Source organism: Alkalicoccus saliphilus (assembly GCF_003044065.1).
GTDB lineage: Bacteria > Bacillota > Bacilli > Bacillales > Salisediminibacteriaceae > Alkalicoccus > Alkalicoccus saliphilus.
This window is the reverse complement of record NZ_PZJJ01000004.1, coordinates 135,636-161,393: the sequence shown is the minus strand read 5'-3', so window position 1 is coordinate 161,393 and position 25,758 is coordinate 135,636. Positions and strand designations below refer to the sequence as shown.

Here is a 25,758-nt window from a genome sequence, read left to right as displayed (position 1 = left end):
CCTTCTGTGTGATTATTCGCGGGTGAACTGTTCCAGAAAACGTGCGTCATTCGTATAGAAATGCCTGATATCATCAATGCCGTATTTAAGCATCGCAAACCGCTCCACTCCCATACCGAAAGCAAATCCGGAATATTTCTCCGGATCAAATCCGCCCATTTCCAGTACGTTCGGATGAACCATTCCGGCACCAAGAACTTCAATCCAACCGGTTCCCTTGCACGTCCGGCATCCTTCTCCACCGCAGAGAGCACAGGAAATGTCTAGCTCTGCGGACGGCTCTGTAAACGGAAAGAAACTTGGACGAAGCCGGATTTTCCGGTCTTCCCCGAAATAACTTTTTACGAATGCTTCAAAAATCCCCTTCAAGTCGCTCATACGGATGCCCTCATCTACAACGAGACCTTCAATCTGCATAAACTGGTGGGAGTGCGTTGCATCGTCTTCGTCACGTCGGTATACCTTTCCTGGACAAATAATTTTGACCGGTCCGCGGCCTTCATGCTTTTCCATCGTTCTCACCTGTACCGGAGAAGTCTGGGTGCGCAGAAGAAGATCAGACGTAATAAAAAATGTATCCTGCATGTCCCGTGCCGGATGGTGTTTCGGCAGGTTCAGTGATTCAAAATTATAGTAATCGGTTTCCACTTCCGGTCCTTCCGCCACCTGGAAGCCCATTCCGGTAAAAACATCTTCAATCCGTTCCACAACAGAAGTAAGCGGATGCCGGCTTCCTTTTTTTACCGGACGCCCCGGAAGCGTCACATCGATGCTTTCTTTTTTCAGCTGCTCCGTTACAGCTGCCTGTTCCAAAACTGATTCTTTCTGCTCGATCAGCTGCTGAAGGTTTTCGCGTACTTCATTTGCTTTCTGTCCCACTACCGGCCGCTCTTCTTTAGACAGCTTCCCCATGCTTTTCATTACTTCTGTAATCGGTCCTTTTTTACCTAAGTATGCAACACGCACCTGCTGCAGCTCATCCAGCGTATTTGCTTCCTCTATTTTTGCTGCTGCTTCTCCGTGCAGTTCCTGTAATCGTTCCAACATGCTTTTCTGCCTCCTTTATTCATAAAAAAAAGCCTTTCTCCCCCTTTATCAAGGGACGAAAGACTCGCGGTACCACCCTTATTAACAGAGCACAAGGCTCCATTCACTTCATTGGCAACGAAGGGTAACGGTCTTCTGCCGGGGCACCTTAACGGCTTCTGCCGTTTTCCGATGCCGACTCCAGAGTGAATTCAGCGCACCTTTTAAGCTGTGCTTACAGTCGGGGACACAGCCTCCCTGTTAAAAGATGATCAACCGCCTACTATGCTCTTTCTACGTCATAATTTGTCGTATGCAGATTATTATATAAGGTTTGAGGAGTCATTTCAATTTCTTTTTTATCAGTCTCCCCGGAGATGGTAAATAAGGATTCCGGCTGCGACACTGACGTTCAGTGAATCTGATCTTCCGTGAACCGGAATGTAGAGGTTATGGTCGGTTTGTTCCAGAAGGGAAGGATCTACACCGCTTCCTTCATTGCCCATTAACAAAGCAAATGATTCCTGCGGGGCGATCGCCGAGTACGTGCTGCCGTTTAAGCTTGTACCGAATACAGGTACTCTGTTGGCACGGCAGTGTTCCAACGCTTCCGATAGATCCATCTGCTGGACAGGCATATAAAAAAGAGCTCCCTGGGTGGAGCGGACTACTTTTCCGTTGTAAGGATCCGCACAGCCACTGCCGAATACAACTCCCTGAAGACCTGCCGCCTCTGCTGTGCGAACGAGATTCCCAAGATTCCCCGGGTCCTGAATCCGGTCGAGAAACAAATATCTGCCGGATTCAAACAGCATATTTTCTGGAGGCGGCTTTTCACACACAGCAATCATTCCCTGCGGTGTTTCGGTTTCCGCAAGTTCCTGGAATACACGCTCTGTTACACGGACAACTTCAACCTCCGTGACTGCCCACTCTTTTGGGAGTTCCCTGTCTTCGACTACAATAATTTCTTTTACATTAATATTGGATTTAAGCGCTTCTTCCACAAGGTGCTCCCCTTCAACAAGAAACAGCCCCGAACGGTCTCTTTCCCGCTTCCGCTGAAGTTTTTTCCAGGCTTTAATTCTCGGGTTCTGTGCCGATGCAATAGGTTCCACGTTTTTCTCCCCCCCCTCTGCAGGTTATACTGTTAATCGTCCCGTCGGAAATTCCCCATGACCTGCATGCTCTGACCGATACTGACGAAGGCATCCGGATCAATTTCCTGGAGCACGCCGCGGATTACTTCCAGTTCATATCGTGTAATTACAGTATACAACACTTTTTTATCTTCGCGGGAATAGGCTCCCTGTCCGTCGATAATCGTCACTCCGCGCACGAGATTATCAAGGAATGCCTGGCGGACCTCTTCCCCTTTGCTTGTTACTACCATCAAATTAAGTTTTACGTGCCGGGTGTGGATTCGGTCGATTACAATACCCGTTATATAGATGGAAAGCATCGTGTAGAGTGCGAGCTCCCATCCGAAGAAAAAACCGGAAATGAGGACGACAATGGAGTTGAGTCCGAAAATCATGCCTCCGAGAGGAACATCCCATTTCTTTATTAATATCAAACTGACAACATCAAATCCACCTGTTGAGCTGTAAAAGCGGATGATCAGCCCAATACCGACACCGGTTAAGACACCGCCCCATACGGAGGATAAAAGAGCATCCCCTGTTACTTCCACAATAGGAATATAGAGCATGGATACGGAAGTGACAGCTACTGATATAATACTGTTTATAATAAACTCCTTCCCAAGTTTCATCCAGCCGAGGACGATAATCGGGATATTCAGGATAATAATCCAGAAACCACTGTTTACAGGTGTTAAAAGACCAAATATCATTGCAATACCTGTCACGCCGCCTGTCAGTACTTCATGCGGCAGCAGGAAGACGTTAAAGGTAAAGCCGAGCAGGATAGATGATGCGACTATAATGGATAGTTTTACGAAATAGTTATTCATTGCCGACCCTCATTTCTCCGGTGAATTAGCACAAGTATGCATTATAGGCAACTTACCCTTATTCGTCAACAGCAGAGCAATCAGTAATTAAACAGCTGCTGTTCAAGTGTGCGGAAGATGACAGGACGTGACGCTCTCTCCTGTTTTCTCTCCGCCTTCCATACCCATAGAAGCCGATACAGTAAACTTCCGCAGGGCCTGTTCGAAAACGGAAAATCCGTCTCTCGACTTCAAAAACTTCCAGGCTTTGTGATCTTTCTGCCACGTATATCCACGAGCGTAGCGATGACGCTTTGAAATATCAATGCCGATGATCAGCGTGTGTCCCTGGACTTGATTGATCCGATCATTTCGATTATGATTCATATAGGATTCTCCTTATGATGGTTTTTGGTTTCGCAGCTGTATCATATAGGAGGATCTTTTTTTTATGTCCAGAGGTGTCAGACGAACCTGACAGGAATACTCTTAGGCGGGAGAGGGCGAGCTGAAGAGCCGTTCAGGCGGAAGAAATCAGCTGAATCCTACCCACCCGAAAAGTATCCTGCGGAGACGAAACCAAGGAAGCGCCATACGTGTGAATCAATTTCACACTAGATTTTTATAATTATTTTAACGAACATTTTATCCATTTATAAAGTAAATAGTCGTATATAAAATCATATGATTGAAACGGCAGACGGTGACTCCAGCGGGAGAAAGCGAAGTCTGAAAATCCATTCTTCCAGTGTAGATCACTGGAAGAATTAGTTGAAGACGAGCCCCGCGGAAAGCGTCCGTCTGAAGTGGAAATCATTCACAATGTTCGAAAATCCCTGTCTTAAAGCGACTTATGAAATTGACTCGTATGTATAAAAAACACTTAATAAACAGCCTGAAAACCGCATCCGGAGACCGGATGCGGTTTTATGATCAGTCAAATGTAATACGGTTTACTGTTTCACGGTCCATTTTTTTAATCACTTCGACGATCAGCTCCACGGCATTTTCAAAATCGTCGCGGTGAAGAATTGCTGCGTGCGTGTGAATATAGCGGGTTGCTACTGTGATGGACAGTGCAGGAACTCCGTTGGCTGTCAGATGGATAGCTCCGGAATCTGTTCCTCCACCCGGTACCGCATCAAACTGATACGGAATTTCTCTGCTGTCTGCAGTATCTGTCACAAAATCACGCAGCCCTTTATGAGAGACCATGGACGCGTCATACATAATAATCTGCGGTCCGTCCCCCATTTTAGCAAGCGCATCTTTGTCACTGACACCCGGTGTATCCCCGGCGATACCTACATCGACGCCAAATCCGATATCAGGCTGTATATGATGGGCGGAAGTACGGGCTCCGCGCAGTCCCACTTCCTCCTGTACAGTACCTACGCCGTAAACTGTGTTCGGATGATCGACATCCTTCAGACGGCGGAGTACTTCGATTGCAATAGCACAGCCGATCCGGTTATCCCAAGCTTTCGCCATTAAATACTTTTCATTTTTCATTACAGTAAAGTCACAGACAGGCACCACAGAATCGCCGGGACGTACGCCGAATGATTCTGCTTCTTCTTTATCAGCTGCTCCGATGTCGATAAACATTTCTTTTACGTTCACCGATTTTTTACGTGCCTCCGGCGCCAGAATGTGGGGAGGTTTGGAACCGATGACTCCTGGGATCGTTCCGTTTCTCGTCATGACCGTCACACGCTGGGCGAGCATTACCTGTTCCCACCAGCCGCCTACGGTTTGAAATTTCAAGAAGCCGTTGTCGTCAATATTTGTGATCATAAAGCCGATTTCATCGAGGTGGCCTGCCACCATAATCTTCGGCCCCTCTGCGTCTGAACCCGTTTTTTTGGCGATCAGGCTTCCGAGATGGTCTGTTTCCACTGTATCAGCGAATGGTTCGATGTATCGTTTCATTACTTCCCGAGGCTCCCGCTCGTTTCCTGGAATACCGTTCGCATCCGTCAGCTCTTTAAGCATTTTCAGCATTTCTTCCATAGTTTCTGCCTCCTGTAAGCGCTATTTTTATGTACCATTATTCAGTATACCGTTTTTCAGCGTTCTTCTCAATTTATTCCGGACGGCGAATTAATAATTATTGTCCTGCCGGGAATAATTTTCCTGGTTCTTGCTTTCATAAGCTTCCAATACGTCCTCCCACGTATACCCCAGCAGTCCTGCCAAAGAAATATACGCCCGAAAAGTCTCTTGATAAGCATTTCCGGTTTTTTCATTGTAAAGAGCAGAAGTTAAGTTTGTTAATTCGAGAAAGGCTTTTGTCTTTTCTTTCTCTGTCCCTTCTTCCGTCGTATTTTCCGATTGTACGAACTCCGGCTTTTCAGACAGTGTATTACCAATAGACAAAAGAAAATGCAGACCGTCTACGTACTCTTCCAGAATGACCGCTTTATCCGATGGTCCTTTGCTGCTCCAGAATTTAAAGCAGCGCACTTCATTGGCAAGTTCTCCGGTTTCCACTATGAAAGCCAGAAGCTTTTCCTCCAGAACTTCTTCTGCGGTTACATTCCTTTTTTCCTCTATGTAAGTATCCAGCTGCCTCTGCTTTTGAAAAAGCTTTTCCATAGTCACTTTTATCCCCGCTTTCCAAGACTTCGTTATACGATGAAACTTTCTTTCGATTATATCGTAACATACAAGAGATGATTCTTTGCAGCTCATACAGGGAACAGTATCAATAAAGCCTTGTTGATTTTCTTATGATTGATTGCTGCTCCGCCTGCCGGGAGAGGACACCCGAAATTTTTCCGGCGGCAGACAGCCTTACAGCAGCACAGAGCGTTAATAAAATAGACGAATTACCGATGTCCCAAAGAAGGAGAGATGAAGATGTTTACCGTAATGATATTTCAGTTGTTCCTCCTCCTTGCTGTAGGTATTATTATATACAGCGTTATTAAATATCTGCTCGATCCGCGGCGGAAACTGGAACGGGCCCGACGGCATGAAGATTTTTATGTTCTGGATGATTCCGATAACGTGCGGAAAAACATTTTTCTTACCGTCCGGGGGGCTATGTTCGAAGGCGAAAAGTTTCTCGGTACGAGCGATGGTTCTGTGGAAGTAACATCCATTCTTGTGCGGACAGAAGACTATGATCAGCTCCGCGGAATGACCGGTCAGGATTTTCATGCTATAGAAAAAGAGCTGACCGTCCGCTATCCTAAAGCTTCTATTGAATGGTCCCTCCCGATCGCTGATTTAATGCGGCGGCTTGACGAACAGAAAAAATAAAAAACTCCGGCTGAAACTGATCTCTTCCTGTGCAGAAGAAATCCGTCATATACAGCCGGAGTTTTTTTATGCTTTTTTCTCTACGGTATTAACCTGTTCTTCTTTTCGCCCGAGGATAACAAATACGGCTCCCATCATGCCGATAAGAAGCAGCGCGTAGCCCCACGCAAGCTCCACCAGCATATGACCAAATCCGGTGAACACTACCGCCGGACCGATAACCCCGATAATGGAAAAATACATGTACCGCTGAAAACTCGAAGTCATTTCCATAATATATAACGATAACAGGTGAAAATGAATAAACGGCATCATGCGGAGAATTATAATCTGTCCAGGGGTCATATCCCGGTCGTTAAACACTTTTTTCTTCAGACGTGACACCCTGTTCCGAAATTTAGGAAAATAGTTTACGATTCCGTAAAATACAGCACTCATCAGACTCAGCCCGATAAGAGAATAAATGCTTCCTGCGACAAAACCGAAAAAATAGCCTCCTGCCATACAGACAAGCACTACCGGAAGGAAAATAAGCGGCCGGATAAGGTGCAGTACGATAAATATGAGCGGAGCAAGCCAGCCTGCATATTCAATTGCTTCAAAAACACTATCCTGCACGTTTTCCATCAGCTTTCCTCCTCCTTAATACATCCAATATATAATACCCACTGCCTGCAGTCCCGCCATCAGCGGCAGAGCTATGCGAAATTTTAAAACCCTCGTTTTGTGGCGGATCAGCCGGGAAACGACGAGCATAGACGGCGCGGCACCTAAAAAAGCCCACGTCAGCAGTGATTTTTCAGATACTCTTCGTTTTCTTTTAACAGCCTTCTGTTTATCTATGTAAAAAATAAAGCTGCCGGCGGCGTTGATGGCACACCATATATATAACAGTTCCATTTTCCCCGGCTCCTCTGCATGAAAAAAGGGCCCTTCCGGATCATTCAGCGTCCGGAAGCTGCCCCATTGCATTATTTACTTAAGGTTTTCTTTTGCTTTTGCAGCAAGATCAGCGAAACCTTTTTCGTCGTTTACAGCAAGATCAGCAAGCATCTTGCGGTTCATATCGATGCCGGCTGTCTTAAGTCCGTGCATCAGACGATTATAGGAAAGGCCGTTAATGCGGGCCGCAGCGTTGATCCGCGTAATCCAGAGCTTACGGAAGTCACGCTTTTTCTGACGACGGTCGCGGTACGCGTACATGTGGGACTTCATTACCTGGTCCTTCGCTGTACGGAACAGACGGTGTTTGGAACCTGTATAACCTTTCGCTAATTTTAATACTCTTTTACGACGACGACGGGCTGTATATCCGCCTTTTACTCGAGCCATCGTAATCCCTCCTCTAATGTTTTATTTATAAAAGCTTGCCGGTTGATTACTGAACCATGTCGTTGATGCGCTTCTGATCGCCTTTAGCTACAAGAGAAGATTTGCGCAGTTTACGCTTCTGCTTCTGGGACTTGTTCGCAGCGAGGTGGCTTGTGAAGCCGTGGCCGCGCTTAAGCTTGCCTGTACCTGTTCTCTTAAAACGTTTTGATGCACCGCTGTGCGTCTTCATTTTTGGCATGTTGAACATCCTTCCTGTGCATAATTAGTTGTTGTTGTCGGTGAATATAATTGCTGGCCGTATGGTGAAGTACGGTCTTTATTTTTCGTTTTCTGCATTCGGCGCAAGAATAAGGAACATGCTGCGCCCTTCCATTTTAGGCTTTGATTCAATCGTGGAGACATCTTTACACTCTTCTGCAAGACGCATAAGCACGTCACGTCCGAGTTCGGAGTGGGTAATCGCACGTCCGCGGAAACGGATCGCTGCTTTTACTTTATCTCCTTTAGTAAGAAATTTACGCGCGTTACGAAGCTTTGTGTTGAAATCATGTTCCTCAATGTTCGGGCTCAGCCGTACTTCCTTGACGTTAATGATTTTCTGCTTCTTACGGGCATCTTTTTCTTTTTTCTGCTGTTCAAAACGGTACTTTCCGTAGTCCATAATACGACATACGGGCGGTTTAGCGTTCGGCGCAACCATTACCAGGTCCAGGTCAGCATTGCGGGCCATGTCCAATGCTTCCTGCTTGCTTTTTACGCCGATTTGATCGCCGTCAGCACCAATCAGTCGAACTTCGCGGGCACGAATGTTTTCGTTTACGAACATATCTTTACTAATATTGAGCCACCTCCATGATTATTGCGGAGCAAAGCAAGATATTTGCCAGCCGGCGCTTTTCTGCGCCAACAAAAAAAGTGCGGGGGATAAACCGCCCACACTTCTGCCATCGTTGCCGAATCAGTAACCTGCACGTGTCTTAACGAATCAGGTGAGAAGCGGGCGCTTCTTCTTGCTTTGATTTCCGTATAATGTTCACCAACTCAATATACCAGACAGCCCATACCGTGTCAATGCTTTAATTACTCACCGCTTAAATACATAAAAATCTTTTCATTTCAGGTAAAGAAGACAGCTTTTACCGATATTAATAAAAAACCCCTAAAACTGAAACCATCAGACTGCGTGTGCTATGATGAAAAATATTCAAAATAAATACTTAGATGGTGATTATTATATGATGAAAAGCGAAAATTTAATAGCTTCCGGCGGTTTCATAGTTATAGTTTCACTGGCATTTCCCTGGATTCATATTCCTTATGGGAGCATATCAGGCTGGAACTCGGAAGGTGCAATCCTGTTGGCGGCTATCGCTTATCCAGTATCGGCCTCTTATTATTTAATAAACGGCGTGCACAGGATCTGGGGCTTCATATCAATTGGCGCAGGATTTCTCATCACCTTAACTTTTTTGGTCAGCACTATTTCAGAATCCGGGGCAGCACCTGCATCCGGACTGTTTATTGCCGTTTTCGGCCTCGCTGTTATTACTTGGGGCATTAGTAAAGATAACCAGTCGGTGAAGAGTTCCAGTGCAGACTGAAGACCTCGTTTTCAATCCCGGCTGCTCTTCGATAAATCCTCCTGCACGCAGGAGAAAATTATCTCCACACCACCTGATAGTCACCGATGAATCAGCATGAAGCAATATCCTGTCCCCCTCTCTCAATCCCGTTGAAAGCAGGAGATGCTCCATCTAATTAACCATGGCTGCCAAGAGAAGTGGAACAAAACGATTCATTCTGCCAACAGAAGTTTTCAGCTTACATATAGAAATAAGATCAATCCGCCAAAAACCAAATATAGTTTTTATTAACAAATATTTCAATTTAATGATATGATAACACTAGTTCTATATAGAGATATTAATAGGGGGAATCATTTTTGGAAAAAGGAAAGAAAATTCTTGCTGCCGGGGTAGTTGTCACCTTCATTTCGCTCTTTTTTACCTGGATTAACGTTCTTATTGTTAATCTATCCGGATTTTCGTCAGATGCAGTCTTTCTGCTGGCGGCAATTGTTTATCCGGCAGTGGCGGTTTTCCTCAAAAAGCGGATAAATAAAATCGGAGGATTTGTTTCTGTTGGTGCCGGAGTACTGCTTATTTTGTATTTTCTTGCAGTTATCGCTTCGGAACCTATGGCCAGTCCTGCATCAGGGCCATTCGTAGCTGCTATTGGACTTGGTATTATTGCATATGGAATTATTAAAGATACAGGAATTCCCTCGGAAACTGTTCCGTCTGCCTGATTCAGCTTTCAAATTCACACTTATCAGCTCTGTCAGCTTCGTCAGGTTAAAACGGAAGATTTTTTGCAGTCTAAGAAGACTCAGCTTCCATGAAACGATTTCTAACGCCAAATCCCTGCGCTGCCACAAGAAACGCCGTCACCTCTATGGAAAAAAACGGCCGGGGCCTGCACCGTTTTTAATATTTATAGCACCATGAAAAAAGCTGCCCTTATCGATATTTTCATCGATTAAGGGCAGCTTTCTATGCGTTAATCAGCTTTTAATTCCACTGCCTGCTTCATATGTTCCACGAATTTCTCCAGACTCATTTCTTCTGTTTCCTGCTGGCCGTAGCGTCGTACATTCACGCCTTCTGCTTCAATTTCCTTATCACCCAGGACGAGCAGATACGGAATCTTTTTCATCTGGGCTTCCCGGATTTTATAGCCGAGCTTTTCGCCGCGTGTGTCAATTTCCACACGGACTCCTGCTCTGCGGAGTTTATCCTCCACTTTCTTCACATAATCGAGATGCACGTCGCTGACAGGAATTGCTTTAACCTGAACCGGTGCAAGCCACGTCGGGAATGCTCCTTTATACTCTTCAATAAGGAAGGCAATGAAACGTTCCATTGTGGACACCACGCCGCGGTGAATAACGACCGGACGGTGATCCTTGCCGTCTTCTCCTGTATAGGTGAGATCAAACCGCTCCGGAAGATGGAAGTCGAGCTGAACTGTGGAAAGTGTTTCATCCTTGCCGAGAGCTGTTTTTACCTGGACGTCCAGCTTCGGTCCGTAAAAGGCGGCTTCGCCTTCTGCTTCCACGTATTCCACTCCCATATCGTCAACAGCTTCTTTCAGCATTTCCTGTGCTCTTTCCCACATTTCGTCGTTGTCGACGTATTTTTCTTTATTTTCCTTGTCCCTGTAGGAAAGGCGGAAATAATAGTCGTCGATGCCGAAGTCTTTGTAGACTGCCTGAATCAGTTCCACGACGCGGATAAATTCTTCCTTCAGCTGATCCGGACGGCAGAAAATGTGCGCATCGTTCAAGGTCATCGCGCGCACCCGCTGCAGGCCGGCAAGTGCTCCGGACATTTCGTGCCGGTGCATCGTACCGAGCTCGGCAATGCGGAGCGGAAGGTTGCGGTAGCTGTGCTTTTCGTTTTTGTAAACCATCATATGGTGGGGACAGTTCATCGGACGGAGCACGAGGTCTTCGTTGTCCATTTCCATCACCGGGAACATGTCCTCCTGGTAATGATCCCAGTGGCCGGATGTTTTATACAGATCCACGCTCCCGAGAACCGGCGTATATACGTGCTGGTAGCCGAGACGCTCTTCGATGTCCACAATATAGCGCTCGACGATGCGGCGGACAGTCGCTCCATTCGGAAGCCAGAGCGGAAGCCCCTGCCCTACTTTTTGATTCAGGGCAAATATACCGAGTTCCTTTCCGAGCTTCCGGTGGTCCCGTTCTTTTCTTTCTTCGAGAAGATGCAGATGGTCCTCCAGCTCCTGCTGTTTAGGAAACGCTGTACCGTAGATACGCTGCAGCATTTTGTTGTTGCTGTCCCCGCGCCAGTAGGCACCGTTAATTGACATCAGCTTGAACTTTTTCAGCTTGCTCGTCTGCGGCACATGCACCCCGCGGCAGAGATCAAAAAATTCGCCCTGCTTGTAGATCGAAATTTTCTCGCCTTCCGGAATTTCCTCGAGAAGCTCAAGTTTCAGGTCGTCTCCGATTTCCTTATAGCGTTCGATCGCTTCCTCGCGGCTCACTTCCACCCGCTCGATTTCCAGGTTTTCATCAATAATTTTTTTCATTTCTTTTTCTATTTTCGGGAGGTCCTCCTGAGTGAGCGTCTCCTCCATATCAATATCGTAGTAAAATCCTTCTTCAATAGGAGGGCCGACTCCGAGTTTTACGTTCGTATAGAGGCGCTTTACTGCCTGAGCCATCAGATGCGCCGTGCTGTGACGGAGAATGTGCAGCCCGTCTTCCGAGTTATACGTAATAATTTCCACATTTCCATCCGATTCGATCGGCTGGCGGAGATCGATGTGCTCTCCGTCCAGTTTGCCGGCAAGAGCGTTTTTCTTAAGACCCGGCGAAATGGACTGCGCAATTTCTTCGGTAGTTACACCGGCCTCAAATTCTTTTTTGGCTCCGTCGGGAAAAGTAAGTGTAATCTGTGACATAATATATCCTCCTCATAATTGATATAAGCAGCGGGCACAAAAAAGACACCCGTCCCTGCCTGCGCAAGGGACGAGTGCCTGACCGTGGTTCCACCCTGATTCCGGGCATAAAGCCCGCTTCATTCATCCGGTAACGGCGGATCCGTCGCTTTCTACTTGCCGTTCAAAAGCGAAGCTTGGAGGTGGTAGATACAGAATGCGCACAGGAAGCTCGCAGCAGAATGCCTCCCTCTCTGAAATGCCCATTGCCTGTATCCATGTCCTCTTCACAGCCTGTCGTCGTTCTTCTGGAGCATATTATATCCTTGAACCGGATAAAAATCAAGCTGATTTAATTCTGCATAATAAAGTCTTTTTCGACTTTTTCACCTTCTTTAAAGACGTGAAGGTGTTCGTATTTTGTATTGCGCTGAATTGGCGTTTTCCCTGCTTCCCGGATGAGCCGGAGAATCAGGTTTGTATCCACCTTATACGTTGCCCCCGCAGCAGAAACAACATTCTCTTCAATCATCGTGCTTCCAAAGTCGTTACAGCCGTAGGAAAGGGACGTTTTACCGACTTCCGGCCCCATCGTCACCCAGGATGACTGGAAGTTTGGAACGTTGTCGAGGAAAATACGCGAAATAGCCAGGTTCTTCAAATATTCCCGGGGAGTTATTTTTACCCCTTTCATATTCGTGTTTTCCGGCTGGAATGTCCAGGAAATAAAGGCGAGGAAGCAGTCTGAATCATCCTGGGCATCTCTTACGCGCTGAAGATGAAGAGCACGCTCTTCCATCGTTTCCCCAAAACCGATAACCATCGTCGCCGTACCGTGCATGCCCGCACGTTTTACAGCTTTCATGCAGTCAATCCACTCTTCCCATGTGCCTTTCAGGCGGCTGATGCGGCGGCGGGTTCTGTTATCAAGAATTTCCGCTCCGCCGCCGGGAACAGAATCAAGACCTGCTTCTTTGAGCTGTTTGAGCACTTCTTCAAGAGGAAGACCCGACACGTCCACCATTTTATAAATTTCCGCAGGAGAAAAAGCATGCATCGTAATATCGAAACGTTTTTTAATTTCCCGCAGCAGGTCCGTATAGTAGCTGAACGGCAGGTTCGGATTGGTTCCGCCCTGCATCAGTATTTCCGTTCCGTTTACATCTTTTGTTTCCTGAATTTTATTAAAGATCTCCTCATCTTCCAGCGTGTAGCCGTCCTTGGAGTTCGGAGGCCGGTAGAAGGCACAGAAGCGGCAGTATGTATCACAGAAATTCGTATAGTTCACGTTTCTGCCGATAACAAATGTCGTTTCCGGTTTTGGATGCCACTGCAGCATTTTCTCGTTGGCAACTTCCCCCATTTTTTCCACTTCATCGCTTTCGTACAGTCGTATTGCATCTTCTGTCGTAATACGTTCCCCATTCCGGGCCCTTGTAAGAATATCATCAATACTCATAATTTATGTCCTCCATTCACGAATTGTAGCAATTCTCTTGTTCCATCGTATCACAATTGGTCTTTTCAGCAAAAGAAACTGCGCTTTTGAATCACGGACGGAAACATTCCCGTGAGAAATGCCTCCGTCGTCAGCTGCTGATGGAGGCACGGTCCCCATTATGCTTTTCTTTTATTGTCCCCTTCCATGGAAAGAGGAAGATTTAAATACTGGATCCGCTCCATGATACGTTTAGCTTTCAGCTGGTCGATTTTCTCTGTACCGCCGCGCTGTGTGGTTGCCAGATGAAGCTCCAGCTCCTCCAGATCAAAGTTCGATGTGAACACGGTAGGCAGCTTTTCCATCATCCGGAACTGCAGAAGCGCCCCAAGTACTTCATCACGCACCCAAGGAGTCATCGTTTCGGCCCCGATATCATCAAGAATCAGCACGGGTGCCCGTTTTACGTTGTCGAGCTTTTCCTGGTAGGAGCCGTCGGAGATACCTGCTTTCAGTTCCCGCAGAAAGTCCGGAGTATATACGAGCATTGTCTCGATTTCCTGGTCGGCAAGCTCATTGGCAATCGCACTGACAAGAAAGGTCTTTCCGACTCCGAACGGTCCGTGGATGTATAACCCGTGCCCGTTCTGCCCGGGGTCGACAGACGAACAGAACTCAAGCGCTTTTGCAAAGGCATTAATTCTGGACGGATGGTCTTCCTTGAAATCGTCGAAAGTGACGGACAGCATCTCTTTTGGAAGGTACAGACTTTTCATAAAGGAAGCGTGCCGTTTTCTTTCGTCATCCTTCCGCTTTAATGGGCAGGCATGATAGCTCATGTTAATGTAGCCCCGCTGCACTTCCAGCTTCGGCTGATATCCCTGCATCAGGTTCGGGCATGCTTCGAGTCCCGGACAGTTATCACAGTTTTTCCACTGCTCCTTGTACTGGTAAAGTTCATTTAATCCGACTTCCAGCGCTTCTGCACCGACCTCCGGATGGTCTTTCATAAAATCCTGAATTCTTCTGTCGGCCATTACTTCCTGCCGGAGCTTCTGAAGCTGCTGCTCGAATCTTCCTCCGGCAAACCGTTTTAACGCCTGTTCAATTGGATCCATGCCGGATCATCCTTTCTTTTCTTTCTTCCTGCGCAGCAGTTCCCGGTATTTGGCCGCTTCCTGCTTGGCTTTCATAACATCTTCCGGCTCTGCTTCCTCCACATTTTTGTTTTCTTCCTGCTCTTTCATCCACTTGGGAACAGGCTCTGTCGATTTTTCTTTGGCAGGCTTCGACTTTTTCGTCTGAAAGTTCCGGCGTTCTTCGTGTTCCTGTTTAGCAATCTCCATCGCCTGGGCGACAGTGGAAATTTTCTTGCGCTTCCACTGGGTCGCAATTTTAAAGGCTAGCTGCTTCGCAAGCTTTCCGTTGTTAACAAGATACAAATAATCGATGAGGACGTTTACGACTCCGGAGGGGAGATTATAGTCGTTCATCAGTTCCTCGATAATAGCTATGTCACCTTCAAAGACTTTCGCTCCTCCGCTGAGGGCATGGAGATACTCCACGGGGGAAGTGGTGTCGAAGTATTTCATCTGGGCTTCTTCTTCTGTCTGCGGCTCTCCTTTTACACTGAGAAGACCGGGAGGCTGGGTACGCATACCGAGCATTGGCGGCTTCCCGCCTTCCTGAAGACGGTATTTTCTTTTTGCTGCTTCCCGGATTTTTTTGCTGTCCATATAATCTGTATGAAGCATAGCTTCCTGAATGATGTGGGCAAGCTCCTCATAGGAGAAGCTGTATAGAAAGGCAATCTGCTGAATAAGCTTTTTGTTTTCCGGTTTATAAAGCTCTTCACGGTTCACAAACGAAGGAAGGTGCGCTGTGATTTCTTCCAGCGGAACAGCCGCCTCCAAAGAATACTCCGCCTCTTTCTCCACTCCTTGTATGTCAGAGGACACGGCAATAATATTATCCATTTCCCGCGACGTACTTTTCATTTCGGATGGGTGGACGGAAGTGAAAACTTCACTGAAGCCTTTTGTTGTCTTTTTCAGGTTTTCCACTTCCACGCCTTCCCGCAGAAAACATCGCCGCAGCTCCCGGTAACGCTCTTTGCTTCCGATCCGGTTATATAAATACACGCTCAAAAGCTCGTCCTGAAAAAACTCCTTTGGCTGAAGCGGCATAAGAAGCTCATAATACATAGCAGGATCTTCTGCTTTTTCCTGATAAGCCTCTACCAGACCGAGTGCCTCCAGCTTCTGGCGTTCCTTAAAAAGCATGGGGAGCTGCTGGCCGCTCTGCGTCATCCACTGTTTATGTGTTCCGGATATTTTTTTGTCGGGATGCCTGTTTATTTCCGTCATCAGTGTCATATAGAGACTGTATGCTACAGGACCAATGAGAGGCTGATACAGCATCGTCATTGTATCTGCTTTCTCTGCCGAAAAATCTCCGCACGTAAAAGCTGTAAACGGAGTTGCCGGTACAATTTCCTGCCACTGCATCTTTCTCCCTCCCCATAAAAAGGACTGCCCCGGCACATTTGCTGGGACAGCCCCGGTTCTACTCTCTTTTTTGTTTGACTCTGTTAAAGTTGGCCGACGGCTGGAGAAATACTTCGCTTCCAACCGGCCTGCCGTGGAGGAGGTTTTCGGGCAGGCTGCGCCCTAACCTCCAATCTCTTTCTCCACGGGCCGGTTTCCGCTTCGTTTTTTATAGAAAAGAAAAGTTCTGCTTTTCATGCAGGGTGTTCTTTATTACGTAAAACCGAGGCCCGGGCAGAGACGCCTGCGGAAGCGCGCAGATCCTCCCGGACGAAAGGCCAGCCGCAGGCGACTTTCAAAATTTAGTAATCAACACTGGTTGTCCCATAGCTGATACAAAAATAAGCCGGGTTTCGTACAGTCAGGAGCCGTTCCGGTTGATAAGGTCTTTCAGTTCGTCGACAAATACATTAATATCTTTAAACTGGCGGTATACTGAAGCAAAACGCACGTAGGCTACATCGTCTATATCTGCAAGATGCTTCATAACGTATTCTCCGATATCATTGCTGTTGACTTCCGACTGGCCGCGGTTCCGCATTTCCTTTTCAACATCAGCAGTCAGTTTTTCCAGGCTTTCTACAGGGACGGGCCTTTTTTCACAGGCACGCACAAGTCCCCGGAGCAGCTTTTCCCGGCTGAATTCCTCCCGGTTACCGTCCTTTTTGACGACGATCAGCGGTGTCTTTTCTACCCGCTCGAACGTTGTATATCTGTAGCCGCACGATTCACATTCTCTGCGGCGGCGGATGGCGCGCCCCTCATCACTGGGACGCGAATCAAGTACTTTAGTGCCGTTATGGTCACAGTGCGGACATCTCATCGTCGCTTCCTCCCTGGTTTACCGGCTCAGCTCATCACCGAGTCCAGTCCCGGTAAAAGTGAGCCTCTCATTTAGCTCTTTATATAAGCTTCGTATAAGCTTGGCACTGTAACCGAAATCACTGAACAGGACAGTATCCGTATGGACTGAAAAATCAACAGCAGTACGGTATGGCCGTACCATAATGATCGTTATTACCATAAAAGCTTTTTTTCCGCTTTTAACGTGAACAATCATTTCCCCATGCTCTTCTGAAATGGAGCTGACTTCAAATCCCTGTTTCTTCGAAAACATCGTTTCCAGCTCAGCAAATACTTTCTCTCTCATTGCTTTATAATAGTGTGTCTGAAGTGTTTTATCTTCATGTTTTTCACTTGTTTCTGTTTTTTTGCTGAATATCTTTTTTACATTCTGTATAAATCCCATCTGTATCCACCTCGTCTTCTTTAAGCATAGCAAGAAACAGTCCATACTTCAATCAGACACTTTAAGGAACCCCCTCTAAAAACCAGTGAGCCTTGAAAATACGGATTAGTAAGTAATAAACGTGCGCTTCGTTTCCGCGGAAAAGCTTTCCAAGTGGACCGGAGTCCTCTCCTGCGCCTTCCTATAAAGGTACATTGTTTCTTCACCCTCCGCAGGAAGAAGCGGGTGGTGAATCATCCAACAATAAAGAAGTCTATTTCTCTCCATTGTTGGCACAAAACTTTGAGCGGAACTTTCTTCAGGACTCAGTCATAAACTTCAGCCCAGCTGAAAATTACAGTGTTTTTAACAAGCAAATAACGGCATACGGCCTTTCAGTAATATGTACCTTCAAAAAAATCTCCTTTCCGTGTGCGGAAAGGAGAAAACATTTATTTTGTATAGGCTGCTTCTGATTTATTATGGTTTACTTCGATCGGCCCGATACCGCGTGGAATTTCCACTGCTTCTGCTCTGCCGGCCTCCAGGGCTCGTCCGATATAATTGGCTGCAACATTCGGGTCAATCCGGTCACCACACGTGTAAACATCAATACTCGCGTAGCCGTGCTCCGGAAAACTGTGAATCGTCAAATGTGACTCACTGATAATAACTACTCCACTTACTCCCTGAGGTGCAAATTTATGAAAAGCTACTTCACGGACTTCTGCTCCTGCCTCAAGGGCAGCATCAACAAAAACACGCTCAATAAATGTGATATCATTCAGTTTTTCAATACTGCACTGCCAAAGTTCTGCAATAACATGTCTTCCCATAGTATCCATTTAGGACTCCCCCTTTTAATGTTCAAAATCATAAATCATATTTCCCGCTGACAGCAGCGTGTGATTACTGGGGGAAAGTTAGTCCTGAGAGGTCCTAACCCTTTACATAATCACGGAAACATTACGAAGGTTAGTATACTGCCTTTAAGAGAAGAATGCAATCTTTTTTTACATTATTGCCCATGAAAGAGTGAAAGCCCGCCGGCGGGGCCGGCGGGCCGTCCTCCTTGGTATCAGGAGGCGTACGTATTCTGATCAGCCTGGATAAAGCTTCCTACATGATAGACAAGATCCAGAAGGCGGCAGGAGTAGCCCCACTCATTATCGTACCACGCAAGTACTTTTACCTGACGGTCGTTAATAACCATGGTGGACTGTCCGTCAATAATAGCCGAACGCTCGTCCCCGTTGAAGTCAATTGATACAAGCGGATCGTCTGTGTAGCCGATAATGCCTTCCATATTTTTCTTTCCGGCATTTTTCAGTACTTCGTTTACTTCTTCTACTGTCGTATCTTTTTCTACATCTACTACAAGGTCCACAAGAGAAACGTTCGGTGTCGGTACCCGGAGGGCGAGTCCGTGAAGTTTCCCTTTCATTTCCGGAATAACAGCAGAAATAGCTTTAGCTGCCCCTGTCGTAGTAGGAATGATGGACTGGGCACAGGCTCGGGCCCGGCGGAGATCCTTATGGGGATTGTCGATGTTCCGCTGATCTCCTGTGTAGGAGTGTACAGTAGTCATCATTCCCGATTCGATTCCGAGCTCTTCCTGAAGTACTTTTACTACCGGGGCAAGGCAGTTCGTAGTACAGGAAGCATTGGAAATAACGTCGTGATTCCGGTGGTCGTAATCTTTTTCATTGACGCCGTAAACGATCGTCACATCCTCATTTTTCCCCGGGGCTGTGATGATGACTTTCTTGGCACCAGCTGTAATATGTTTGGCTGCCTCCTCTTTTTCACGGAATTTCCCTGTCGCTTCCAGAACAATATCAATGTTAAGGTCTTTCCAAGGAAGCTGCTCCGGATCGCGGTAATTCACAAGCTCCACCTTTTTCCCGTCCACGATCAGTCGGCCGTTTTCTGCCTCCACTCTTTTTTGGTATGTGCCGTGAACTGTATCGTAATTCACAAGGTGTGCAAGTGTCTCTGCAGGATAACCGGCATTAATTGCGGCAATTTCCACCTTTTCGTCCATCATTGCTTTCCGGAACACCATTCGTCCAATTCTTCCGAACCCATTAATTGCTACTCGTATCATGAGTACCCCTCCATGCTATTGTGTTATATTATATAAGCGTTTTCACAGATATAGTATAACACATTTGTTTTGTGAATGACTATATAATTTTGTAAAACAGAACGGGGAATTTTTCCCATATATGGTCTCTGTACTACCAGGACTTTTCTTAATTTTTTCATTTATTCTGGCTCTTTTAAAGATCCAAGTTCTTACGCAAGGAAAGGGAAGATCCCTCTCTGCTGGTTTGGTCCATCAGGTACTCCTAATGAAAATACCGGTGGAACGGGTTTTATTATATGGAACTTATTTGATCAATTTGGTTTTAATAGAAAAAGCAGTTTGATTTCTCCATGTTCACGTAAGAACCAAGCTCCATGTTGTTTTTGAAGATTGCCTGCGGCTCTTTACACCTGCCGCGGAGAAAGCATGCGGCTGTCCTTCCGTCCGGGAGGATCTGCCCGGGCCTCGGTTTTAAAAAAAAGAGCAGCATTTATAAAAAGCTTCTCTTTTCTTTTTTTATGAAAAAACGAAGCGGAAATCGGCCCGTGGAGAAAGAGATTGGAGGATAGGGCGCAGCCTGAAGAAGCTGAAAATCTCCTCCACGGCAGGCCGGTTGGAAGCGAAGTGTTTCTCCAGCCGTCAACCGCGAATGCTTTAACGTATCTTTTATTTTACATGTCAGTTATATAAAACTTTTTACGGCTTATGCCCACCCGTAAAAAAGCAAATTAAAAACACCTCCCATCAGCCCGCTCCGGACTAAATTTGTGGGAGGTGTTTCTGTAATTCAAAATGCATCGAAAATAAAATGTGGGTGTGAGTAAGCTGAAGGCTACTCCACGGCAGGCCGGATTGGAGCGGAGTTTTTCCGTACTTTAATGTTTTTCCGGCACGAATTTTCGGACAAGCTCTTTCACCTGAGCTCTCGTATCTTCCAGCGTTCCGGAATTATCTATAATGTAATCCGCTTCTTTTCGTTTTTTCTCAATCGGCATCTGGGAAGTGATCCGCTGATCTGCTTCTTCTTCCGAGTAGCCGTTTCTCGTCATCAGCCGTTCCTTCTGGACTTCCTCCGGTACATACACAACCACTACTTCGTCGATAAGATAATAAAGGTCGTTTTCAATGAGCAGTGGAATATCCAGGATAATGAGCGGTTCTCCTGCGGCTTCCGCCGCCTCCGAGCGTTCTTTCATTTCCAGTCTGACTGCCGGATGAACCATGCTGTTCAGCTTTTCCCGTTCTTCCGGATGTTCAAAAACGATTTCTCCAAGCCGCTTGCGGTTCAGCGTACCGTCCTCGTGCAGAATATGTTCTCCAAAATGCCGGACAATCTCTTCCAGCACCGGCGTCCCCGGTTCAACAACTTCTCTTGCGATCAAGTCGGCGTCAATAACCGGACAGCCCTCCTCTTTAAACATCTGGGAAACGGTACTTTTACCTGTAGCAATACTTCCTGTCAATCCAAGCTTCATGACTATTCCTCCTCTTTATACTGCTGGCATAAAGGACAAATGTGCGTGCCTCTTCCTCCTACGGTAAAACGGATAATTTCCGTTCCGCATTCTCTGCATGCCTCCCCCCGGCGTCCATAGACATAGAGCTGCTCCTGGAAACTGCCGGATTTCCCTTCACTGCTGACATAGCTTCTGACAGACGATCCTCCTGCTTCAATAGCTTTTTGAAGCGTGGTCTGTACAGCTTTATGAAGGCGGACTGTTTCTTCATCTGTAATTTTATGGGCTGGTTTTTCCGGATGAATACCAGCGAGAAACAGCGCTTCGTCCACATAAATATTTCCGAGTCCGACAATTTTCGTCTGGTCGAGAAGCTGTGTTTTAACGGCTCTCACAGAAGACAGACGTGATTTCAACACTTCCGGGGTGAACGCTTTTTCCAGCGGTTCAGGGCCGAGCTGCTTGAGCGGGAGATGATTAAACTCTGTGCCTCTCGCAAAAATATGCATGGTGCCAAACTGCCGGACATCTGTATATCTCAGTTCCATTCCATCGGAGAAAATAAATCTGACATGCGTATGTTTACCTACCGGATCTCCCGGTGAAAACATTCCGTATTTTCCTTCCATGCGGAGATGGGAGATCATCACATCCTCGTTCAGCAGAAAACGCAGAAATTTTCCGCGTCGTTCCACCTTTTCGAATGTCTGGCCGGTCAGCCTCATCCGGAATTCCTCCGTGTCATCCGGCAGCTGAATAATTCTAGGAAGCGTAATGACCACATCCGCTATCGTCCGGCCGGTTATTTGTTCATTTAACGTGTTTTTTACTGTTTCTACTTCCGGCAGTTCCGGCATCATGACCCTCCAGATTATTTCGCATCGTACCAGGTTTTGCCGTAATCCACATCCGCTTTCAGCGGTACATCAAGATCCACGGTATTTTCCATTACTTCAGCGGCAAGCCTGGACATCTGCTTTATTTCTTTTTCCGGGACTTCAAAAATCAGCTCATCGTGGACCTGGAGAAGCATGACTGATTCCACCCCGGCCTTCTGCATCGCTTCATCCATATCAACCATCGCTTTTTTGATTATGTCTGCTGCACTCCCCTGTATCGGTGTGTTCATCGCCGTTCGTTCCCCGAAGGTGCGCTGGTTGAAATTCCGGCTCGTTATTTCCGGAAGAAAGCGGCGGCGGTTCATAATCGTTGTTACATACCCTTTTTGGCGGGCTTCTTCCTTAATGGACTCCATGTAATCCCGTACCCCCGGATAGCTTTCCAGGTATTTATCTATAAACGACTGCGCTTCTTTACGCGTAATTCCGAGACTCTGGGAAAGTCCGTAATCACTGATTCCATAAACAATTCCGAAGTTTACTGCTTTCGCCTGACGTCTCATCTGCGAAGTGACCGCTTCTTTCTCCACTTCAAAAACGTCCATCGCTGTTTTCGTATGAATATCCATATCGTGACGGAATGCTTCCAGCAGGTTTTTATCCTGGGAAATGTGCGCCAGTACCCGCAGCTCAATCTGGGAATAATCAGCCGCGAGAATAAAGGAATTCTCTTCGGAAGGTATAAAAGCGTGCCGGATGCGACGGCCTTCTTCCAGTCGGATCGGAATGTTCTGAAGGTTCGGTTCTGTTGAGCTCAGTCTCCCTGTCTGCGTCAGTGCCTGATTAAAGCGGGTATGAATCTTACCTGTTTTTTGATGAATTGCTTTAATCAATCCTTCAATATACGTGGAATTCAGCTTGCTGAGCTGTCTGTAGTGAAGGATCTCCGGAATGATTTCATGCTTGTTCTGAAGCTTTTCAAGCACATCTGCTGACGTGGAATAGCCGGTTTTTGTTTTTTTCATTGCCGGCAGCTGCATTTTTTCAAACAGTACCTCGCCGAGCTGCTTTGGTGAATTAATATTAAAATCGGTGCCGGCAAGATCATGAATTTTCTTTTCGATTTCTGTAAGCCGCTCTGTCAGGCTTTCTCCGAGTTTTGCCAGCTCTTCCTTATCCACCGCTACACCGTGCCGCTCCATTCTGCCTAAAATAACCGTAAGAGGCATCTCCAGCTCTGTTAAAAGTTCCAGCTGCTCATTTTCTTTCAGTTCTTTTTCCAGATCCGGCTTCACATCAAGTACAGCTGCTGCTTTGCGACCTAAATGCTGGGCAAGTATTTCTTCCTCCGGGACCTGCTGCTTTTTGCCGCGTCCGTAGACCGCTTCGTCCCTATGGACCTGTCTGCCTTTTCTTCTTTCTGCAATTTCCGCCATTTCGTGGGAGGAGGCGCCGGGGTCAATCAGGTAGGAAGCCATCTGCGCGTCAAACGTGATGCCTTCCAGGTGAATATCCTTCCAGGCAAGACCGACGACTGCCCGCTTTGCATTAAAAACTATTTTTTCCTTCTTCTCATCGGCTGCCCATTCTTTAAATTCCGGGCTGCTCCATAACAGCTCCGGGGACAGATAGAACACACCATTTTCGTTTGCGATGGCGGCACCGATCACTTCAGCCGTGTGATAATTTTCGTCGAGGGATTCAATGACAAGGGCGGAAGGAGAAATGAGCATCGATTCGTCCAGCTTTTCTGCAATCTTTACATCGATCCCGTCCAGCTCCTCTTCTCCCCCGGATTTCCCTTCCGGATCGACCCGGTCGACCAGAGACTGAAATTCGAGTTCCCGGAACAGCTTAAGAATTTTTTCCGTGTCCTTTTCCCCAAGCGGCACCTCGTCCGGCTTCAAAGCAAGCGGCACCTCTGTTAAAATCGTCGCCAGTTTCTTGCTCATCTTCGCCTGTTCTTCGTTTTCAACAAGTTTTTCTTTCATCTTCTTTCCGGAAACGGCGTCAATATTTTCATATACGCCTTCCAGTGAACCATGGGCGGCAAGGAGCTTCAGTGCGGTTTTTTCCCCAACCCCGGGCACCCCTGGAATATTATCAGAGCTGTCCCCCATCAATCCTTTTAAATCAATGATCTGCTCCGGCTTCAGTCCGTATTTTTCATCCAGCGCTTTCAGATCATATGTATCCACGTTCGTTATGCCTTTCCTTGTTAAAGCTACTTCAGTATTTTCCCCGATCAGCTGCAGAAGATCTTTATCCCCGGTGAAAATTTTTACTTCCCAGCCGGTGTCTGCTGCAAGGCCGGCCAGTGTGCCAATAATATCATCCGCTTCGTAATTTTCCACTTCTTCATAAGGGATATTGAATGCTTTCAGAAGATCTCTCATCAGCGGAAGCTGTTCTGCGAGCTCCGGAGGCGTTTTCTGCCTTGTTCCTTTATATTCTTTGAATGTGTCATGACGGAAGGTTGTCTTCCCGGCATCAAAGGCTACAAGCATATGTGTTGGCTGCTCTTCTTCAAGCACTTTTAAAAGCATTGTTGTGAAGCCGTATACCGCGTTTGTATATACTCCTTTTTCATTGTTAAGAAGTGGAAGCGCAAAGAAAGCCCGGTAGGCTATGCTGTTACCATCCACGAGTACTAGTTTTTTAGTCAAGCTGAACACCCCGATTCATAAAATTACTGTTTTTATTTTATCATGAATCCTTCATTGTGGCATGCAGTGCCCTTTATCGAGTATAGACACTGCTGCACAAAAACACGCTGAAAAGCCTGTCAGTCATGTTGACAGGCTTTTCAGCGTGTTAATTTAATTGTTGAACCGGCACTATACACATGCCATGCCCAGCTTCCACAGGCGTCCCTGTTTATTGATTTTTCTTTTTTTTCGGCGGATAAGCTCTCCATTTTGAAAGATCAGGCTCCGATTTTTTAATCATTGATTTCGGAAAAACGAAGTTCCATGGTGTGCTGGTATGAGCTTTCACCTGCAGCTTTGGATCAAGTGTAAATATGCCGTTGGCAATTACTTCGCCGGAAGCGTCCTCTACAACAAGCGGAAGTTTTTCAAGATTGATCGTTTTCTCGCCGCCGTTCCGGATGAGAAGTGAAATGTGAAGCTCTTCCCTTTCCTTCACCATTTTCGCACTCAACCCGAGAAAGTTCACCTGGCCCGGACGCGGAGGTCCTACTTTTTCCACCATTTTCCTAAGCCGTCGCTGCTGTTCCTGGGGCAGCCTTTTTCTCCACGATTTCGTCAGCTCAAGTGAATGGGTTTTCGAAACAGGACTCAGCTGAAAAACAAGCTTCCACCCTTCTTCTGGAATTTGTTCGGTAAACAAGTCCTTTTCACTGAATAAAAATTCCCAGGGCCTGCTCCCATTAGGCGGAACCTCCCCGAAATCCTCCAGCTGAAAAGTTTTTCTTCCTAACACTTCGTCCTGCTCGTCGAAGATAGAAAGAGTTACTTCGTTCATCTTTAATTTTTTTTCCATCGTGTGGCGGATAAATACAAGGAAAGCATAGTCGCCTGCTTCGGTTTTTTTCATATGAATACCTGAGATAGCTGCCTGTCCCGAAGTCATCGGTTCACACTGCTCATGAAGTTTTTGAAAAGCTTCTTTTTCTTCTCCGGAAACCTCCCAGGAAGGCGGGAAGGAAAGCTCAGTGGAAACTGTTTCTGTTTCCGGCTCCTCTTCTTCCTTTTTGGCCTTTCGGGAAGAAACGAACGATTCCCGGCCTTTCATCGTGAGGTTGTTAAGCTCTGTTTTACTGAAGAATGACTGCATCCTGATTAAACCTCCGTAAAAATAGTATGGATTCCCCGTGCCGGGGTGTAAATCATCTGATTTTTTGTATCTTTCTTCCTGTTCTGCCGTCTAGTATATCATGAAAAGAAGCAGGGAAGAATATTAGAAATTACGGCTGACTATTTTATAAATCCAGCTGTGTTAAGGTGGGCCGGAGGAAACTTCGTTCCACCCCGGCCTCCCAGGTGCCGATGATACTCTGCCGGGCCTGTTTTTTGATTCTCCGGCAGACAAAAAAAGAACGCCGCTCAGGGGAAAGCAGGCGTTCTTACAAAAGGGGGGAGCACAGC

26 protein-coding genes and 2 other annotated features are annotated in these 25,758 nt (G+C 46.6%); of the genes, 3 read left to right on the top strand and 23 right to left on the bottom strand.

Features of this window, described 5'->3' with window-relative positions:
- Nucleotides 1-12: 12 nt before the first annotated feature.
- The 6 genes from pheS to C6Y45_RS04380 all read right to left on the bottom strand — a co-directional run bounded on the left by pheS (nt 13) and on the right by C6Y45_RS04380 (nt 5,578).
- Complete coding sequence (gene pheS / locus C6Y45_RS04405) at nt 13-1,047, bottom strand: phenylalanine--tRNA ligase subunit alpha (RefSeq protein ID WP_107583813.1); 1,035 nt, start codon at nt 1,045-1,047, stop codon at nt 13-15.
- A 48-nt stretch (nt 1,048-1,095) separates the two neighbouring features.
- Nucleotides 1,096-1,332, bottom strand: a binding site (T-box leader).
- A gap of 56 nt (nt 1,333-1,388) precedes the next feature.
- A complete protein-coding gene (locus tag C6Y45_RS04400) occupies nt 1,389-2,144 on the bottom strand; it encodes a TrmH family RNA methyltransferase (RefSeq protein WP_107583812.1) in 756 nt (251 codons plus the stop codon).
- 32 nt (nt 2,145-2,176) lie between these two features.
- Nucleotides 2,177-3,001: a YitT family protein gene (locus C6Y45_RS04395; RefSeq protein ID WP_107583811.1), complete on the bottom strand. Its 825-nt coding sequence runs from the start codon at nt 2,999-3,001 to the stop codon at nt 2,177-2,179.
- Nucleotides 3,002-3,103: 102 nt separating this feature from the next.
- A complete protein-coding gene (locus C6Y45_RS04390; RefSeq protein WP_107583810.1) occupies nt 3,104-3,367 on the bottom strand; it encodes a hypothetical protein in 264 nt (87 codons plus the stop codon).
- Between the two features lie 546 nt (nt 3,368-3,913).
- Nucleotides 3,914-4,993, bottom strand: a complete 1,080-nt coding sequence (locus C6Y45_RS04385; RefSeq protein WP_107583809.1) for a M42 family metallopeptidase — start codon at nt 4,991-4,993, stop codon at nt 3,914-3,916.
- Nucleotides 4,994-5,083: 90 nt separating this feature from the next.
- Nucleotides 5,084-5,578 carry a dUTP diphosphatase gene (locus C6Y45_RS04380; protein WP_245922554.1) on the bottom strand — a complete coding sequence of 165 codons (495 nt, stop codon included), beginning with the start codon at nt 5,576-5,578 and terminating at the stop codon, nt 5,084-5,086.
- A gap of 264 nt (nt 5,579-5,842) precedes the next feature.
- Here C6Y45_RS04380 and C6Y45_RS04375 point away from each other — a divergent pair, with 264 nt between their 5' ends.
- Complete coding sequence (locus tag C6Y45_RS04375) at nt 5,843-6,247, top strand: sigma-w pathway protein ysdB (protein ID WP_107583807.1); 405 nt, start codon at nt 5,843-5,845, stop codon at nt 6,245-6,247.
- 66 nt (nt 6,248-6,313) lie between these two features.
- Here C6Y45_RS04375 and C6Y45_RS04370 read toward each other — a convergent pair whose 3' ends face one another.
- The 5 genes from C6Y45_RS04370 to infC form a co-directional block, all read right to left on the bottom strand.
- Nucleotides 6,314-6,874, bottom strand: coding sequence for a TVP38/TMEM64 family protein (locus C6Y45_RS04370; RefSeq protein ID WP_107583806.1), 561 nt, complete (start codon nt 6,872-6,874; stop codon nt 6,314-6,316).
- 15 nt (nt 6,875-6,889) lie between these two features.
- Nucleotides 6,890-7,147 carry a DUF1294 domain-containing protein gene (locus C6Y45_RS04365; protein WP_160058123.1) on the bottom strand — a complete coding sequence of 86 codons (258 nt, stop codon included), beginning with the start codon at nt 7,145-7,147 and terminating at the stop codon, nt 6,890-6,892.
- Between the two features lie 75 nt (nt 7,148-7,222).
- On the bottom strand, nt 7,223-7,579 hold the full coding sequence (rplT, locus tag C6Y45_RS04360; RefSeq protein WP_107583804.1) for a 50S ribosomal protein L20: 357 nt from the start codon (nt 7,577-7,579) through the stop codon (nt 7,223-7,225).
- Nucleotides 7,580-7,625: 46 nt separating this feature from the next.
- Nucleotides 7,626-7,817 (bottom strand): 50S ribosomal protein L35, encoded by a 192-nt coding sequence (gene rpmI / locus C6Y45_RS04355; RefSeq protein ID WP_107583803.1) that lies wholly within the window; start codon nt 7,815-7,817, stop codon nt 7,626-7,628.
- Between the two features lie 78 nt (nt 7,818-7,895).
- A complete protein-coding gene (gene infC / locus C6Y45_RS04350; RefSeq protein WP_107583802.1) occupies nt 7,896-8,405 on the bottom strand; it encodes a translation initiation factor IF-3 in 510 nt (169 codons plus the stop codon).
- 77 nt (nt 8,406-8,482) lie between these two features.
- Nucleotides 8,483-8,597, bottom strand: a sequence feature (ribosomal protein L20 leader region).
- Nucleotides 8,598-8,769: 172 nt separating this feature from the next.
- On the opposite strand from infC, the gene C6Y45_RS04345 reads away from it, so the two are divergent.
- Both C6Y45_RS04345 and C6Y45_RS04340 read left to right on the top strand, forming a co-directional pair.
- Complete coding sequence (locus C6Y45_RS04345; RefSeq protein WP_146159149.1) at nt 8,770-9,180, top strand: hypothetical protein; 411 nt, start codon at nt 8,770-8,772, stop codon at nt 9,178-9,180.
- A 341-nt stretch (nt 9,181-9,521) separates the two neighbouring features.
- The gene (locus C6Y45_RS04340; RefSeq protein WP_107583800.1) at nt 9,522-9,887 is read left to right on the top strand and encodes a hypothetical protein; all 366 of its coding nucleotides are present in this window, start codon (nt 9,522-9,524) and stop codon (nt 9,885-9,887) included.
- Between the two features lie 251 nt (nt 9,888-10,138).
- Here C6Y45_RS04340 and thrS read toward each other — a convergent pair whose 3' ends face one another.
- The 12 genes from thrS to C6Y45_RS04275 form a co-directional block, all read right to left on the bottom strand.
- Nucleotides 10,139-12,073 (bottom strand): threonine--tRNA ligase, encoded by a 1,935-nt coding sequence (gene thrS / locus C6Y45_RS04335; protein ID WP_107583799.1) that lies wholly within the window; start codon nt 12,071-12,073, stop codon nt 10,139-10,141.
- Nucleotides 12,074-12,404: 331 nt separating this feature from the next.
- Nucleotides 12,405-13,511, bottom strand: coding sequence for a cyclic dehypoxanthinyl futalosine synthase (gene mqnC, locus C6Y45_RS04330; protein WP_107583798.1), 1,107 nt, complete (start codon nt 13,509-13,511; stop codon nt 12,405-12,407).
- Nucleotides 13,512-13,669: 158 nt separating this feature from the next.
- Complete coding sequence (dnaI, locus tag C6Y45_RS04325; protein ID WP_107583797.1) at nt 13,670-14,608, bottom strand: primosomal protein DnaI; 939 nt, start codon at nt 14,606-14,608, stop codon at nt 13,670-13,672.
- Between the two features lie 6 nt (nt 14,609-14,614).
- Nucleotides 14,615-15,997: a replication initiation and membrane attachment family protein gene (locus tag C6Y45_RS04320; protein ID WP_107583796.1), complete on the bottom strand. Its 1,383-nt coding sequence runs from the start codon at nt 15,995-15,997 to the stop codon at nt 14,615-14,617.
- A 400-nt stretch (nt 15,998-16,397) separates the two neighbouring features.
- A complete protein-coding gene (nrdR, locus tag C6Y45_RS04315) occupies nt 16,398-16,859 on the bottom strand; it encodes a transcriptional regulator NrdR (protein ID WP_107583795.1) in 462 nt (153 codons plus the stop codon).
- 18 nt (nt 16,860-16,877) lie between these two features.
- Complete coding sequence (locus C6Y45_RS04310) at nt 16,878-17,285, bottom strand: DUF1499 domain-containing protein (RefSeq protein WP_107583794.1); 408 nt, start codon at nt 17,283-17,285, stop codon at nt 16,878-16,880.
- Between the two features lie 431 nt (nt 17,286-17,716).
- Nucleotides 17,717-18,109 (bottom strand): adenosylmethionine decarboxylase, encoded by a 393-nt coding sequence (gene speD, locus C6Y45_RS04305; protein WP_107583793.1) that lies wholly within the window; start codon nt 18,107-18,109, stop codon nt 17,717-17,719.
- 233 nt (nt 18,110-18,342) lie between these two features.
- The gene (locus C6Y45_RS04300; RefSeq protein ID WP_107583792.1) at nt 18,343-19,371 is read right to left on the bottom strand and encodes a glyceraldehyde-3-phosphate dehydrogenase; all 1,029 of its coding nucleotides are present in this window, start codon (nt 19,369-19,371) and stop codon (nt 18,343-18,345) included.
- An 857-nt stretch (nt 19,372-20,228) separates the two neighbouring features.
- Complete coding sequence (gene coaE / locus C6Y45_RS04290; RefSeq protein ID WP_107583790.1) at nt 20,229-20,828, bottom strand: dephospho-CoA kinase; 600 nt, start codon at nt 20,826-20,828, stop codon at nt 20,229-20,231.
- Nucleotides 20,829-20,830: 2 nt separating this feature from the next.
- Nucleotides 20,831-21,667: a DNA-formamidopyrimidine glycosylase gene (gene mutM / locus C6Y45_RS04285; protein ID WP_107583789.1), complete on the bottom strand. Its 837-nt coding sequence runs from the start codon at nt 21,665-21,667 to the stop codon at nt 20,831-20,833.
- Nucleotides 21,668-21,681: 14 nt separating this feature from the next.
- The gene (gene polA, locus C6Y45_RS04280; protein ID WP_425427848.1) at nt 21,682-24,324 is read right to left on the bottom strand and encodes a DNA polymerase I; all 2,643 of its coding nucleotides are present in this window, start codon (nt 24,322-24,324) and stop codon (nt 21,682-21,684) included.
- A gap of 202 nt (nt 24,325-24,526) precedes the next feature.
- Complete coding sequence (locus C6Y45_RS04275) at nt 24,527-25,447, bottom strand: accessory Sec system S-layer assembly protein (protein WP_107583787.1); 921 nt, start codon at nt 25,445-25,447, stop codon at nt 24,527-24,529.
- Nucleotides 25,448-25,758 lie beyond the last annotated feature (311 nt).

What these genes read in the sequence shown, in the direction of transcription:
- mqnC (WP_107583798.1), bottom strand. Translation starts at nt 13,511, where the DNA reads ATGAGTATTGATGATATTCTTACAAGGGCCCGGAATGGGGAACGTATT.
- speD (WP_107583793.1), bottom strand. Translation starts at nt 18,109, where the DNA reads ATGGATACTATGGGAAGACATGTTATTGCAGAACTTTGGCAGTGCAGT.
- thrS (WP_107583799.1), bottom strand. Translation starts at nt 12,073, where the DNA reads ATGTCACAGATTACACTTACTTTTCCCGACGGAGCCAAAAAAGAATTT.
- infC (WP_107583802.1), bottom strand. Translation starts at nt 8,405, where the DNA reads ATGTTCGTAAACGAAAACATTCGTGCCCGCGAAGTTCGACTGATTGGT.
- C6Y45_RS04385 (WP_107583809.1), bottom strand. Translation starts at nt 4,993, where the DNA reads ATGGAAGAAATGCTGAAAATGCTTAAAGAGCTGACGGATGCGAACGGT.
- C6Y45_RS04365 (WP_160058123.1), bottom strand. Translation starts at nt 7,147, where the DNA reads ATGGAACTGTTATATATATGGTGTGCCATCAACGCCGCCGGCAGCTTT.
- C6Y45_RS04300 (WP_107583792.1), bottom strand. Translation starts at nt 19,371, where the DNA reads ATGATACGAGTAGCAATTAATGGGTTCGGAAGAATTGGACGAATGGTG.
- C6Y45_RS04370 (WP_107583806.1), bottom strand. Translation starts at nt 6,874, where the DNA reads ATGGAAAACGTGCAGGATAGTGTTTTTGAAGCAATTGAATATGCAGGC.
- C6Y45_RS04380 (WP_245922554.1), bottom strand. Translation starts at nt 5,578, where the DNA reads ATGGAAAAGCTTTTTCAAAAGCAGAGGCAGCTGGATACTTACATAGAG.
- C6Y45_RS04375 (WP_107583807.1), top strand. Translation starts at nt 5,843, where the DNA reads ATGTTTACCGTAATGATATTTCAGTTGTTCCTCCTCCTTGCTGTAGGT.
- C6Y45_RS04275 (WP_107583787.1), bottom strand. Translation starts at nt 25,447, where the DNA reads ATGCAGTCATTCTTCAGTAAAACAGAGCTTAACAACCTCACGATGAAA.
- mutM (WP_107583789.1), bottom strand. Translation starts at nt 21,667, where the DNA reads ATGCCGGAACTGCCGGAAGTAGAAACAGTAAAAAACACGTTAAATGAA.
- C6Y45_RS04310 (WP_107583794.1), bottom strand. Translation starts at nt 17,285, where the DNA reads ATGGGATTTATACAGAATGTAAAAAAGATATTCAGCAAAAAAACAGAA.
- C6Y45_RS04395 (WP_107583811.1), bottom strand. Translation starts at nt 3,001, where the DNA reads ATGAATAACTATTTCGTAAAACTATCCATTATAGTCGCATCATCTATC.
- C6Y45_RS04320 (WP_107583796.1), bottom strand. Translation starts at nt 15,997, where the DNA reads ATGCAGTGGCAGGAAATTGTACCGGCAACTCCGTTTACAGCTTTTACG.
- C6Y45_RS04390 (WP_107583810.1), bottom strand. Translation starts at nt 3,367, where the DNA reads ATGAATCATAATCGAAATGATCGGATCAATCAAGTCCAGGGACACACG.
- C6Y45_RS04345 (WP_146159149.1), top strand. Translation starts at nt 8,770, where the DNA reads ATGATGAAAAATATTCAAAATAAATACTTAGATGGTGATTATTATATG.
- dnaI (WP_107583797.1), bottom strand. Translation starts at nt 14,608, where the DNA reads ATGGATCCAATTGAACAGGCGTTAAAACGGTTTGCCGGAGGAAGATTC.
- pheS (WP_107583813.1), bottom strand. Translation starts at nt 1,047, where the DNA reads ATGTTGGAACGATTACAGGAACTGCACGGAGAAGCAGCAGCAAAAATA.
- nrdR (WP_107583795.1), bottom strand. Translation starts at nt 16,859, where the DNA reads ATGAGATGTCCGCACTGTGACCATAACGGCACTAAAGTACTTGATTCG.
- rplT (WP_107583804.1), bottom strand. Translation starts at nt 7,579, where the DNA reads ATGGCTCGAGTAAAAGGCGGATATACAGCCCGTCGTCGTCGTAAAAGA.
- coaE (WP_107583790.1), bottom strand. Translation starts at nt 20,828, where the DNA reads ATGAAGCTTGGATTGACAGGAAGTATTGCTACAGGTAAAAGTACCGTT.
- rpmI (WP_107583803.1), bottom strand. Translation starts at nt 7,817, where the DNA reads ATGCCAAAAATGAAGACGCACAGCGGTGCATCAAAACGTTTTAAGAGA.